Source organism: Brevundimonas sp. LjRoot202, assembly GCF_964253355.1.
Taxonomy (GTDB): domain Bacteria; phylum Pseudomonadota; class Alphaproteobacteria; order Caulobacterales; family Caulobacteraceae; genus Brevundimonas.
On sequence record NZ_CAXUQW020000004.1, the window covers coordinates 159,644 to 171,997 of the forward strand.

Here is a 12,354-nt window from a genome sequence, read left to right on the forward strand (position 1 = left end):
CGTAGTTGTAGATGTTCAGGCCGCCTCTCCGGCCCGCTGGAAGAAAAGACCGTATGCGCAAGTTGCTGATGATCGGCGCCGCCGCCGCCACCGTGGTCGGACTGGGCGCCGCCACGACCGCCGGACAGACGCCGCGCAACGAGGCCTTCCGCCTGATCGGCCTGTTCGGCGACGCCCTGGCCACGGTCGAGCGCGACTACGTCGTGCCCGTCGACGACAAGAAGCTGATCGAGGCCGCCCTGCAGGGCATGATGGGCGCGCTCGACCCCCACTCCTCCTACCTGCCGCTCAAGGCCTACGGCGAGCTGCGCGAGCGCACCGAGGGCCAGTATTCCGGCGTCGGCCTGACCATCTCGTCCGAGGGCGGGCTGGTGAAGGTCATCTCGCCCATGGACGGCGGCCCGGCCGCCCGCTCCGGCGTCCAGGCCGGCGACGTCATCTCGGCCATCGAGGGCCAGAACTCGACCGGCCTGACCGTCAGCCAGGTCTCCGAAAAGCTGCGCGGCGCGGCCGGCACCTCGGTCAAGGTCACTTTCCTGCGCGACGGCGAGGAGCCGCGCGAGGTCACCCTGACCCGCGAGATCATCAAGATCGACTCCGTCACCGGCCGTGTCGAGGGCGACTTCGGCGTGCTGCGCGTCTCGACCTTCAACGAGAACACCGGGCGCGAACTGGACGAGACGATCGCCCGCCTCAAGACCGAGAACCCGGCCCTCAAGGGCTACGTCCTCGACCTGCGCAACAACGGCGGCGGCCTGCTCGACGCGGCCATCGCCGTGTCCGACGCCTTCCTCGAGCGCGGCGAGATCGTCAGCCAGCGCGGCCGCCGCCCCGAGCAGATCATCCGCTACACCGCCAAGCCGGGCGACCTGACCGGCGGCCTGCCGGTGGTGGTGCTGATCAACTACGGCTCGGCCTCGGCGTCGGAGATCGTGGCCGGGGCCCTCAAGGACCACCAGCGGGCCACGCTCGTCGGCCTGACCAGCTTCGGCAAGGGCTCGGTGCAGAGCGTCATTCCGCTGCGCGGCGGGGCCGACGGGGCCCTGTCGATCACCACGGCGCGCTACTACACGCCCTCGGGCGACTCGATCCAGAAGATCGGCATCGAGCCGGACCTCGAGGTGGCCCGCTCCGAGGCCGAGGCGCGCATCGTGTCGCGCTCGAACTTCATCTATTCCGAGGCCGCCTACGCCACCGCCCTGGACGCCTCCATCGGGGCCGAGCGCAAGGGACCGCACACCCCGCACGAGGCCCCGGGCGAGACCTACGACAAGGAGAAGGACTACCAGCTGGAGCGCGCCTTCGACGTGCTGCGCGCCGGTGGAAGCCTGACCCGGCTGGCGGCCGCGCCCGAGGGGATCGTGGTCACAGCGCCCGGCACGGCCATGGCCGCCGCCGAACCCGAGGCGGCGCCCGAAAACTGAGTCCGGCATAGCTAACGGCGCGTTAGGCTTTCTTAACCGACGCCCGCCACTGTGGCCCGGTAGGCGTCCGTTCCGCGGACTCCGTTCGAGCGCCCAGTTCCTTGCCCATGTTCGCCAAGCGCCAGTCCGTCCTCGCCGCCACCGCGGGCGCTCCGCCCGCCCGCCGCTCCGTGGCCGAAGCCTTCGCCCCCATGCTCCGCGTGCTGAGGAAGCCGCCGGTCGCGGTCGCCGGCGCCGGGGTGCTGTTGCTCGGCGCGGCCGCCCTGTTCGTCACCGTGCTGGGCGATCCCCGCGCCGGCGCTCCCTCGGCTCGCGTCGCCCTGAACCGCCCGACCGCCGCCGAGACCCCGGTCCCCACCGGCATGGAAGCCTTCTCGCTGGACGGCTCCGGCCTCTATCAGGACCTGACCGCCGACGGCGACCCGACTCTTCTGGGCCAGGCGGTGATCACCCTTCCCGACGGCGCCACCGTCTCGGGTCCGGGCGCGCCGGTCACCGCGCCCCGCGTCGCCGCCCGCCCCCTGCCGGCGGCTCCCATCGCCGGCCTCAGCCAGCCCGGCCCCGACGGCCCCCTGCCGCGCATCGCCACGGATGGCCGGGTTCCCGCCCAGGCCTACGCCCGCCCCTTCGTCTCCAACGGCAACCCCCGGGTCGCCCTGATCGTCGGCGGCCTCGGCCTCAACGCCGTCACCACCCGCGCCGCGATCGAACGCCTGCCGGCCGAGGTCACCCTCAGCTTCGTGCCCTATGCAGAGGGCCTGCAGGGCTGGATCGACCTGGCCCGCGCCCAGGGTCACGAGGTCATGCTGGAAATGCCGATGGAGCCGACCGGCTATCCGAACAACGACCCCGGCCCCTACACCCTGCTGGCTGATGCGGAGCCCGCGGACATCCAGGCCAAGATGAACTGGCTGCTGGGCCGCGCCACCGGCTATTTCGGCGTCACCAACTATCTCGGCGACCGGTTCATCACCTCGGACGAGGGCGTGACCGCCTTCATGGCCGTGCTGCGCCAGCGCGGCGTCGCCTTCCTCGACGACGGCTCCATGAGCCGCCGCCCCGGAGCCTGGGCGCGCGCCAGCGCCAATCGCATCGTCGACCAGCAGCAGTCGCCGGCCGCCATCATGGGCCAGCTCAACGCCCTCGAGGCCCTGGCCAAGGCCCGTGGTCAGGCGCTGGGCACAGGCTTCAGCTATCCGGTCACGGTCGAGGCCGCAGCCCGTTGGACCGCCGGCCTCGACGCCCGGGGCCTGCAACTGGCTCCGGCGAGCGCGCTGGCGAGCCGCCCCGGACGGTAGATAAGGGCCGGTTGCGCCGCTAAGGGACCGCCATGGCCGAGCCGGACCTCTCCCTCTATCGCCCGAACGTCGGCGTCGTGCTGTTCCATCCCGACGGCCGGGTCTGGTACGGCCGCCGCGCGGCCACGCCGGGGCCGTGGAATTGGCAATTCCCGCAGGGCGGCATCGACGACGGCGAGGATTATGAGACCGCCGCCCGCCGCGAACTGGCCGAGGAGACAGGCGTCGTGTCGGTCGACCTCCTGGCCCAGACCGGGGAATGGATCGCCTACGCCTTCCCGGCCGACTACGGCGGAACCAAGCAGGCGCGCGGCTTCGCCGGCCAGAAGCAGAAATGGTTCGCCTTCCGCTTCACCGGCGACGAGTCCGAGATCGATCTCGAAACCCACGGCGACATCGAGTTCGACACCTGGCGCTGGGGTCGGCTCGACGAGGCCCCCGACCTGATCGTCCCCTTCAAGCGCAAGGCCTACGAACAGGTGGTGGCGGCGTTCGCGCCGCTGGTGGTCTAGGCCGCCGGGCAGCCTTGCGGCTTCAGCACCCGCTTTGTCGACGCCGGATATTTCGCGATCAGCCGCGCCGGCCGGATCGGCCGGGGGACGAAGCCGCCGCCGCAGTTGGGGCAGACGCCCTTCAGCGTCCCCTCCACGCAATCGGCGCAGAAGGTGCATTCGAAGGTGCAGATGCGGGCCTCGGTGCTGTCGAACGGCAGGTCGCGATCACAGCATTCGCAATTGGGTCTGAGTTCGAGCATGGGCGCCTCCTGACCCGAGGCTACACCGTCATTGCGTCGGCGCCAGCCGGAACAGCACCAGCCCCGTCAGCACCAGCAGGGCCGCCAGCACCCTGAGGGGACTGAGGTGCTCCTGCAGGAAGACCACGCCGACCACAAAGGCCCCGACCGCGCCGATGCCGGTCCACACCACATAGGCCGTGCCCATCGGCAGCGACTTCATGGCCAGCGACAGCAGGGCGAAGCTCACCGCCATGAAGCCCAGCGTCGCCACGCTCGGCCACAGCCGGGTGAACCCGACCGACTGCTTCATGAAATACGCCCAGACGATTTCCAGCAGTCCGGCGATGATCAGATAGGTCCAGGCCATAGGGCGCGGCCCTCCTTGCAAAGGGCCGGGCCGTCCCGGACTTGGCCCGCTGCGGCGGGGCGAGGACGTGGCCTCGTCTTGGGAAGGGCTATCTAGGACCTCCGGCCCCGAGGTCAAGCGCGGCGGCCTTGTCATCCCGGCCGAAGCGAAGCGAAGAGCCGGGACGGCCCGGCTTCAGAAACGAAAACTCCCGGGCAGCTCGCAGAGCTGAACCGGGAGACGACTGGCTTCAGGCTGTCTCCCGGACAGGCTGCGCCTTCCGGGAGGCCAGATTGTCGAAGCGGACGCGTCCCGGATCACGGCTGCGCCGCGTCCGGGATGACAAACGGATTCTACGCCGCGGCCACTTCCGAGGCCTGTTCGGCCAGGATGGTCAGGCCGGCCGGGGTCACGTCGGCGAACCCGCCGTGAACCTCGAACTGACGCCGCGAGCCGCCGTCGATGACGGTGACCACGCCTTCGCGCAGCGCCGTCATGAAGGGGGCGTGGTCGGCCAGGACGCCGAAGTCGCCCTCGACGCCCGGCGCATCGACCTGGTCGACGAGGCCATTGAAGACCTCGCGCTCAGGCGAGACGAGGGAAAAGTTCAGTTTACCGGCCATGTCAGCCAATCCCTATCCAGTCGGTCAGGTAATCGAAACGTCGATCATCCTGTCGTCTCTCCCGTCGACGAACATGCGAGTGCCATCGGTGAATTCGATGAACAGCTCACGTTCCTCGTACCGGGCAGACTTTATCGTCTTGCCCTCAATGAGGCCGTGGAGTCGAGCCGAGAGCACCTCGGCCGACTCCCCCTTCATCAGGCCGCCTCGGCCAGCTTCTGGGCCTTCTCGACGGCTTCCTCGATGGCGCCGACCATGTAGAAGGCGGCTTCCGGCAGGTGGTCGTATTCGCCGGCCACGATGCCCTTGAACGAGCGGATCGTGTCTTCCAGCGAGACGAACTTGCCCGGGGCGTTGGTGAACTGCTCGGCCACGAAGAACGGCTGCGACAGGAAGCGCTGGATCTTGCGGGCGCGCGAGACGATCAGCTTGTCCTCTTCCGACAGCTCGTCCATGCCCAGGATGGCGATGATGTCCTTCAGCGCCTTGTACTGCTGCAGCACTTCCTGAACCGAACGGGCGACCAGGTAGTGTTCGTCGCCGATGACCAGCGGGTCCATGATCCGCGAGGTCGAGTCCAGCGGGTCCACGGCCGGGAAGATGGCCTGGGCGGCGATGTCGCGCGACAGAACGGTGGTGGCGTCGAGGTGGGCGAACGAGGCGGCGGGGGCCGGGTCGGTCAGGTCGTCGGCGGGCACGTAGATGGCCTGCACCGAGGTGATCGAGCCCTTCTTGGTCGAGGTGATGCGCTCCTGCAGGTTGCCCATCTCGGTGGCCAGGGTCGGCTGATATCCCACGGCCGACGGGATGCGGCCCAGCAGGGCGGACACTTCCGAACCGGCCTGGGTGAAGCGGAAGATGTTGTCGACGAACAGCAGCACGTCCTTGCCTTCCTCGTCGCGGAAGTACTCGGCCTGGGCCAGGCCGGTCAGGGCGACGCGGGCGCGGGCGCCGGGGGGCTCGTTCATCTGGCCGTAGACCAGGGCGCACTTGGAGCCCTCGGTCGAGCCGTTGTTCTTGGTCGGGTCAACGTTGACGTTGGACTCGATCATCTCGTGATACAGGTCGTTGCCCTCGCGGGTGCGCTCGCCCACGCCGGCCAGAACCGAATAACCGCCGTACGCCTTGGCGATGTTGTTGATCAGCTCCTGCATGGTCACGGTCTTGCCCACGCCGGCGCCGCCGAACAGGCCGATCTTGCCGCCCTTGGTGTAGGGGCACATCAGGTCGATGACCTTGATGCCGGTGACGAGGATTTCCGACGAGGTCGACTGCTCCTCGAAGCTCGGGGCTTCGCGGTGGATCGGCCGGTACATGGTGGTCTTGATCGGGCCCTGCTCGTCGATCGGCGCGCCGACGACGTTCATGATGCGGCCCAGGGTGCCCGGGCCGACCGGCGCCAGGATCGAGGCGCCCGTGTCGGTCACCGGCTGGCCGCGGGTCAGGCCTTCCGAGGTGTCCATGGCGATGGTGCGGACCATGTTCTCGCCGAGGTGCTGGGCGACCTCGAGAACGAGGGTGAAGGGCTGGCCGGTCTTCTGATCGACGTTCTGCGTCTCCAGGGCGTTCAGGATCGCCGGCAGCTGGCCGTCGAACTCGACGTCGACGACGGCGCCGATGACCTGGGCGATCCGGCCCACGCCGGTGCCGGCGGTGACGACGGCGTTGCCGGTCGCGGCGGCGGCCTTCGGGGCCTTGGGCGCGGCGGGCTTGCGGGCGGCGGTTTTCTTGGGGGCGGCGGTGTCGGTCATCGGTTCGTTCCGTTCGGAAGGTCGTGTCTGTGCAAGGGTCGGATCAGAGCGCTTCGGCGCCGGCGATGATCTCGATCAGTTCGGTGGTGATCTGGGCCTGGCGCTTGCGGTTGTACTGCAGGGTCAGGCTGTTGATCAGGTCGCCCGCGTTGCGCGTGGCGTTGTCCATGGCGCCCATCTGGGCCCCGAAGAAGCTGGCCTGGTTCTCGTACAGGGCGGCCAGCACCTGGGTCGTGATGTTGCGCGGCAGCAGGGTTTCGAGAATTTCCTCTTCCGAGGGCTCGTAGTCGTAGACCGCGCCGTTCAGGTCGATCGGGGCGGCGTCGCCGTCGACGACCGCCGGGATCAGCTGCTTCGGCGTCGGCACCTGCGAGATGACCGACTGGAAGCGGCTGTAGAACAGGGTCACGACGTCGGCGTTTCCGGCCTCGAACTCCTCGGCGATCAGGGCCGCGACCGGCTCCGCCGCCGGCAGGCCGATGACCTTGTGGTCCGACATCTCGAAGGTGCGCACGAGGCGGTCGCCGTAGAGACGGGCCAGGCCGTCGCGGACCTTGCGGCCCACGGCGATGATCCGCACGTCCTTGCCGTTGGCGATCAGTTCCTTGATGCGCTCGCGGGCGGCCCGGATGACGTTGGTGTTGAAGCCGCCCGCCAGACCCTTGTCGCCGGTGGCGACGACGATCAGGTGCTTCTGGTCACGGCCGGTGCCGGCCAGCAGCTTCGGCGCGCCGTCGCCCGACACGCCCGCCGCCAGGTTGGCGATCACCGCCGCCATCTTCTTCGCATAGGGGCGGGCGCTCTCGGCCTGTTCCTGGGCGCGCTTCAGCTTGGCCGCGGCGACCATGTTCAGGGCCTTCGTGATCTTCTGCGTGGACTTCACGCTTCCGATCCGATTGCGCATTTCCTTGAGGCTGGCCATCCGGCGCTACTCTCTCGCTATCCGGTCAGGGCTCAGGCGAACGTCTTGAGGAAGGCGTCCAACACCGACTTCAGCTCGGTCTCGAGCTCCGGCGTCAGATCCTTCTTGGCGCGGATGCCGTCCAGCAGGCCGGCGTTCGACGACTTGATGCGGGCCAGCAGCTCGCTCTCGAAGCGGCCGATGTCGCCGACCGCGATGCCGTCGAGGTAGCCGCGGGTGCCGGCGTAGACCGACACGACCTGCTCTTCCATGGTCAGCGGCGAGTACTGCGGCTGCTTCAGCAGCTCGGTCAGGCGCGCGCCGCGGGCCAGCAGCTTCTGGGTGGAGGCGTCGAGGTCCGAGCCGAACTTGGCGAAGGCGGCCATTTCCCGATACTGGGCCAGCTCACCCTTGATCGAGCCGGCGACCTTCTTCATCGCCTTCGTCTGGGCCGAGGAGCCCACGCGCGACACCGAGATGCCGACGTTCACGGCCGGGCGGATGCCTTGGTAGAACAGGTCGGACTCGAGGAAGATCTGGCCGTCGGTGATCGAGATCACGTTCGTGGGGATATAGGCCGAGACGTCGTTGGCCTGGGTCTCGATCAGCGGCAGGGCGGTCATCGAGCCCGAGCCGTAGTCGCCGTTCAGCTTGGCCGAACGCTCCAGCAGGCGGCTGTGCAGGTAGAAGACGTCGCCCGGATAGGCTTCGCGGCCCGGCGGGCGGCGCAGCAGCAGCGACATCTGGCGGTACGCCACGGCCTGCTTGGACAGGTCGTCATAGACGATCAGGGCGTGCATGCCGTTGTCGCGGAAGAACTCGCCCATGGCCGTGCCCGAGAACGGGGCCAGGAACTGCAGCGGGGCCGGCTCCGAGGCCGTGGCGGCGACGACGATGGTGTAGTCCAGGGCGCCGCGCTCCTCGAGCGTCTTGACGATCTGGGCCACGGTCGAGCGCTTCTGGCCGATGGCGACGTAGATGCAGTACAGCTTCTCGCCTTCGCTCTTGGCGGCGGCGTTGGTGCTCTTCTGGTTCAGGATGGTGTCGATGGCGACGGCGGTCTTGCCGACCTGACGGTCGCCGATGATCAGTTCGCGCTGGCCGCGGCCGATCGGGATCAGGGTGTCGATGGCCTTCAGGCCGGTCTGCATCGGCTCGTGCACCGACTTGCGCGGGATGATGCCCGGGGCCTTGACGTCGACGCGGCGGCGCTCGGTGAACTGGATCGGGCCCTTGCCGTCGATCGGCTCGCCCAGCGGGTTGACGACGCGGCCCAGCAGGCCCTTGCCGACCGGAACGTCCACGATCTCGCCGAGGCGGCGGACCTCGTCGCCCTCGGCGATCTGGTTGTCCTGGCCGAAGATCACGGCGCCGACGTTGTCGCGCTCGAGGTTCAGGGCCATGCCCTTCACGCCGGCCTTGGGGAATTCGATCATCTCGCCGGCCTGGACGTTGTCCAGACCGTGGATGCGCGCGATGCCGTCGCCGACCGACAGCACCTGGCCGACGTCGGACACGTCGGCCTCGACGCCGAAGTTGGCGATCTGCGACTTGAGGATGGCCGAGATTTCGGCGGCGCGGATGTCCATGACAGGCTCTCTGTTTTCGTCTTGTCAGCGCGACCCCGTCGGAGCCGCGAGTGTTGGGGTCAGGCCCGTTTGAGGGCGAACTTCATCTGGTCGAGCTTGGTCTTCAGCGAGGCGTCGAACAGCTTCGACCCCACCTTGACCTTGAGGCCGCCCAGGATCGACGGATCGACGCGGGCGGTCATTTCCGGGTCCTTGCCCAGTGAGGCGCGCAGGGCCGACTGGATGGACTTCATCTGCGCGGCGCTCAGGGCCTGGGCCGAAACCACCTCGGCGGCGACCACGCCGGTCTTCTTCGCGTACAGGGCTTCAAAGCCGGCGATCACGCCCGGCAGGTCGCCCGAGCGGCCGTTCTGGCCCAGGAGGCCGAGGAAGTTGCGCGTCACGCCGTTGAACTTCGCCGCATCGGCGATGGCCACGAGACCTTTCTGCTGGTCCTCGGCGGCGATCACCGGCGAGGTGGCCAGCCGGCGCAGGTCCGCGCTGTCGTTCCACGCGGCGCGCAGCGACTTCAGATCGGCGCGCACGGCGTCGAGGACGCCCGTCTCGTCAGCGAGGTCGAACAGCGCCTGTGCATAGCGCTCGCCGACTTCCGTCGTCCTGTAATCGTCAGCCACTGTATGGTCCGCGCGGGTTAGCGTTCGGGTTGTCGACCGGCGGCGGAGTGCGCGCCGGTCAAAGGCCTGAAATGCTTGAAGAAAGCACGCCGGTGAAACGTCTTGCGACGCGCCCTCCGGCTCAGCCGGGCGCCTGATAGCACCGTAACCCCCCGACCGCAACCGAGGCGGTCCGCCGCAGCGTAACGCGAATTGACGTGGCGACACGGGGTCGGGAGGCGAAGACTGGCCCGGCCGATCCGCCCGGAGCCCCGCCATGATCCTCACCCGCACCCTCTCCACCCTTCTAGCCGTCGCCGTGCTGGCCACCGCGCCCGCCGCCCTGGCGGGCGACCCGGCCTCCTTCCGGGTGATGAGCTACAACATCCGCTTCGACGGCCCGTCCGACAATCCGCTGTGGAGCGAGCGGAGCCCGCACATGGCCGACCAGATCGCCTTCCTCGACCCCGACCTGCTCGGCCTGCAGGAGGCGCTGCCGCATCAGGTCGAGTATCTGGCTGAACAGCTGCCGGCCCTGGATCACTACGGCCTCGGTCGCGACGACGGCCTGGTCGGCGAGAGCGCGACCCTGTTCTGGCGCCGCGACCGCTACGAGCGTCTGCGGGCCGAGACCCTGTGGTGTTCGCCCACGCCGGACCGCCCGTCGAAAGGCTGGGACGCCGCCTATCCGCGCACCATCACCCGGGTGCTGCTGCGCGACCGCCGCGACGGCCGGGTCCTCGACGTCCGCAACACCCATTTCGACCATGTCGGCGTCGTGGCCCGCGAGCAGTGCGCCGAACTGGTCTCCGGCCTCGCCCCGGCTGAAGTCGAGGGCGCGGCGGCCGACATCGTGCTGATGGGCGACTTCAACACCGGCCCCGGGACGGCCCCCTACCAGCGCATCGTCGCCTCCGGCCTGCGCGACGCCCGGGCCATCAGCCCGATCGACTTCGGCCCCGCCGGCACCTTCAACGCCTTCGACATCGCCGCCGACAACGAGGGCGTGGCCATCGATCATGTCTTCGTCGGCCCCGGCCTGGCCGTGGAGCGGTTCGGGGTGCTCACCCATTCGTTCGGCGGCCGGGTGATCTCAGACCATTTCCCGGTCGTCGCGGACCTGGTCCCGGCCGCGCCCTGACGCGAACGCGGTCTGGTCAGTGGACCGCGTTCTTCGCCCGGTTGCGGTGATAGGTCTGGTTCAGCAGCTCGACGCCGAGCGAGAAGGCGATGGCGAAGTAGAGATAGCCGCGCGGGATGTGGAAGCCGAAGCCGTCGGCGACCAGCGCCACCCCGACCAGCAGGATGAAGCTCAGCGCGAGGATCTTGGTGGTCGGCGCCTTCTCGATGAAGTTCGCCACCGGCCGGGCGGCGACCAGCATCACCAGGGTCGACAGCACCACCGCGGCGACCATCACCCAGATGATCGAGGTCATGCCGACGGCGGTGATGACGCTGTCTAGCGAGAAGACCACGTTGATGACGGCGATCTGGGCCAGCACGGCCCCGATGCTGGAGGCCTTGCCCACCACGGTGTTGACGTCGTGCTCGCCCTCGACCGAGTGGTGGACCTCCATGGTCCCCTTGGCCAGCAGGAACAGGCCGCCGGCGATCAGCACCAGGCTCTCTATGGTGAAGTCGTGGCCGAACGCGCTGAACAGCGACGCCTCCATGTGGGTCAGCAGCGCCAGCCCGCCCAGCATGACGATGCGCATGACCATGGCCATCCACAGGCCGATCTGGCGGGCACGGCCCTGTTCGTCGGCCGGCAGGCGCGCCACCGCCACGGCAAGGAAGACGATATTGTCGATCCCGAGCACGATCTCGAGGAAGGTCAGGGCCAGAAGGCTGGTCAGGGCCTCCATGGTGATCAGTTCGAGCATGGATCGTCCTCCGGCGCTCCGCACTCTATACGAAGGGCCGCGACGCTTCGTCCATAGGTCCGACTTGCCGACCCACGCCGCGCTGGCTAGGGACCACCGCTGTTCTGGAGACGACCCCGATGTTCGAAGGCCTTGCCGCCCTGCTGACCGACCCCGCCGCCTGGGCGGCCCTGATCACCCTGGTGGTGATGGAGGTCGTGCTTGGCATCGACAATCTGATCTTCATCTCGATCCTGTCGAACAAGCTGCCGCCGGAACATCGCCAGCGCACCCGCCGCATCGGCATCGGTCTGGCCCTGATCATGCGCCTGGGCCTGCTGGCCACGATCGGCTGGATCGTCGGCCTGACCCGCCCGGTGTTCGATCTCGGCTTCGCGGGCGCGGGCTGGGACACCGCCTTCAGCTGGCGCGACCTGATCCTGATCGCCGGCGGCCTGTTCCTGGTCTGGAAGGCGACGACCGAAGTCCACCACGCCGTCGACACCAGCATCGGCGACGAGCTGCTGGAGAAGAACAAAACGACCGCCGTCATCAACAATGTCGGGGCGGCCATCGGCCAGATCATCCTGCTGGACCTGGTCTTCTCGATCGATTCCATCCTGACTGCCGTCGGCATGACGGATCATGTGCCGATCATGATGATCGCGGTGATCATCGCCGTCATCGCCATGCTGGTCGCCTCCGACCCGCTGGCGGACTTCATCGACAAGAACCCGACCATCGTCATGCTGGCCCTCGGCTTCCTGCTGATGATCGGCATGGTGCTGATCGCCGACGGCTTCGGCGTCCACGTGCCCAAGGGCTACATCTACGCCGCCATGGCCTTCTCGGCCCTGGTCGAGGGGCTCAACATGATGGGCCGCAGGGCGGCGCAGAAGAAGGCCGCGGCGCTGGAGGCGCGACAGGCGGAGCTCAACAAGGCCGAAACCGCCGAACCGGGGGTGTGACCATGCGCGCCGCGGCCATCGCCCTGGCGCTGCTGTTCACCCCCGCCGCACCGCGCTGAGCGTCCGCCGCGCGAGCGAACGGGAGCGCCGCCTGCTTCCTTCTCCGCTCCGGGGAGAAGGAAGCCGTGACGCTGTGCTTGCAGTTCGCGGATCTATAGTCGGGTTCAGAAAATATTCACCCGCCTTTTCAACGGCATCGCAGATTCTCGAGCCAATCTTCCCGCGGCAGGAAGAACCCGCCGTAGACTCCTGCCCATCCCGTC

General features: G+C 68.5%; 13 protein-coding genes. 5 read left to right on the forward strand and 8 right to left on the reverse strand.

The window, feature by feature from the left end; all coding sequences use genetic code 11:
- The first annotated feature begins 53 nt into the window (after positions 1 to 53).
- The 3 genes from ACSQ1L_RS10225 (at position 54) to ACSQ1L_RS10235 (ending at position 3,234) form a co-directional block, all read left to right on the forward strand.
- Complete coding sequence (locus ACSQ1L_RS10225; RefSeq protein WP_435994556.1) at positions 54 to 1,424, forward strand: S41 family peptidase; 1,371 nt, start codon at positions 54 to 56, stop codon at positions 1,422 to 1,424.
- Positions 1,425 to 1,531: 107 nt separating this feature from the next.
- Positions 1,532 to 2,722, forward strand: a complete 1,191-nt coding sequence (locus ACSQ1L_RS10230) for a divergent polysaccharide deacetylase family protein (RefSeq protein ID WP_435994597.1) — start codon at positions 1,532 to 1,534, stop codon at positions 2,720 to 2,722.
- Between the two features lie 32 nt (positions 2,723 to 2,754).
- A complete protein-coding gene (locus ACSQ1L_RS10235; protein WP_435994558.1) occupies positions 2,755 to 3,234 on the forward strand; it encodes an RNA pyrophosphohydrolase in 480 nt (159 codons plus the stop codon).
- Here ACSQ1L_RS10235 and ACSQ1L_RS10240 read toward each other — a convergent pair.
- From ACSQ1L_RS10240 to ACSQ1L_RS10270, 7 genes are all read right to left on the reverse strand, one after another.
- Positions 3,231 to 3,476: a DUF1272 domain-containing protein gene (locus tag ACSQ1L_RS10240; protein WP_435994559.1), complete on the reverse strand. Its 246-nt coding sequence runs from the start codon at positions 3,474 to 3,476 to the stop codon at positions 3,231 to 3,233. The two genes, ACSQ1L_RS10235 and ACSQ1L_RS10240, sit on opposite strands and share 4 nt — an antisense overlap.
- 28 nt (positions 3,477 to 3,504) lie before the next feature.
- Positions 3,505 to 3,825, reverse strand: coding sequence for a DMT family transporter (locus ACSQ1L_RS10245; protein ID WP_435994561.1), 321 nt, complete (start codon positions 3,823 to 3,825; stop codon positions 3,505 to 3,507).
- A gap of 332 nt (positions 3,826 to 4,157) precedes the next feature.
- Positions 4,158 to 4,427, reverse strand: a complete 270-nt coding sequence (locus ACSQ1L_RS10250; RefSeq protein ID WP_435994563.1) for an ATP synthase F1 subunit epsilon — start codon at positions 4,425 to 4,427, stop codon at positions 4,158 to 4,160.
- Between the two features lie 197 nt (positions 4,428 to 4,624).
- Positions 4,625 to 6,178, reverse strand: a complete 1,554-nt coding sequence (gene atpD / locus ACSQ1L_RS10255; RefSeq protein ID WP_435994565.1) for a F0F1 ATP synthase subunit beta — start codon at positions 6,176 to 6,178, stop codon at positions 4,625 to 4,627.
- Positions 6,179 to 6,221: 43 nt separating this feature from the next.
- Complete coding sequence (locus tag ACSQ1L_RS10260) at positions 6,222 to 7,100, reverse strand: F0F1 ATP synthase subunit gamma (protein ID WP_435994567.1); 879 nt, start codon at positions 7,098 to 7,100, stop codon at positions 6,222 to 6,224.
- A gap of 32 nt (positions 7,101 to 7,132) precedes the next feature.
- Positions 7,133 to 8,668 carry a F0F1 ATP synthase subunit alpha gene (gene atpA, locus ACSQ1L_RS10265; protein WP_435994569.1) on the reverse strand — a complete coding sequence of 512 codons (1,536 nt, stop codon included), beginning with the start codon at positions 8,666 to 8,668 and terminating at the stop codon, positions 7,133 to 7,135.
- A 59-nt stretch (positions 8,669 to 8,727) separates the two neighbouring features.
- A complete protein-coding gene (locus ACSQ1L_RS10270) occupies positions 8,728 to 9,282 on the reverse strand; it encodes a F0F1 ATP synthase subunit delta (protein ID WP_435994570.1) in 555 nt (184 codons plus the stop codon).
- 256 nt (positions 9,283 to 9,538) lie between these two features.
- Here ACSQ1L_RS10270 and ACSQ1L_RS10275 point away from each other — a divergent pair, with 256 nt between their 5' ends.
- Positions 9,539 to 10,402: an endonuclease/exonuclease/phosphatase family protein gene (locus ACSQ1L_RS10275; protein ID WP_435994572.1), complete on the forward strand. Its 864-nt coding sequence runs from the start codon at positions 9,539 to 9,541 to the stop codon at positions 10,400 to 10,402.
- Positions 10,403 to 10,418: 16 nt separating this feature from the next.
- Here the strand turns inward: ACSQ1L_RS10275 and ACSQ1L_RS10280 are convergent, their stop codons facing one another.
- Positions 10,419 to 11,144, reverse strand: a complete 726-nt coding sequence (locus ACSQ1L_RS10280; protein WP_435994574.1) for a TerC family protein — start codon at positions 11,142 to 11,144, stop codon at positions 10,419 to 10,421.
- A 119-nt stretch (positions 11,145 to 11,263) separates the two neighbouring features.
- Here ACSQ1L_RS10280 and ACSQ1L_RS10285 point away from each other — a divergent pair, with 119 nt between their 5' ends.
- Positions 11,264 to 12,091 (forward strand): TerC family protein, encoded by an 828-nt coding sequence (locus tag ACSQ1L_RS10285; protein WP_435994576.1) that lies wholly within the window; start codon positions 11,264 to 11,266, stop codon positions 12,089 to 12,091.
- The last annotated feature ends 263 nt before the right edge of the window (positions 12,092 to 12,354 follow it).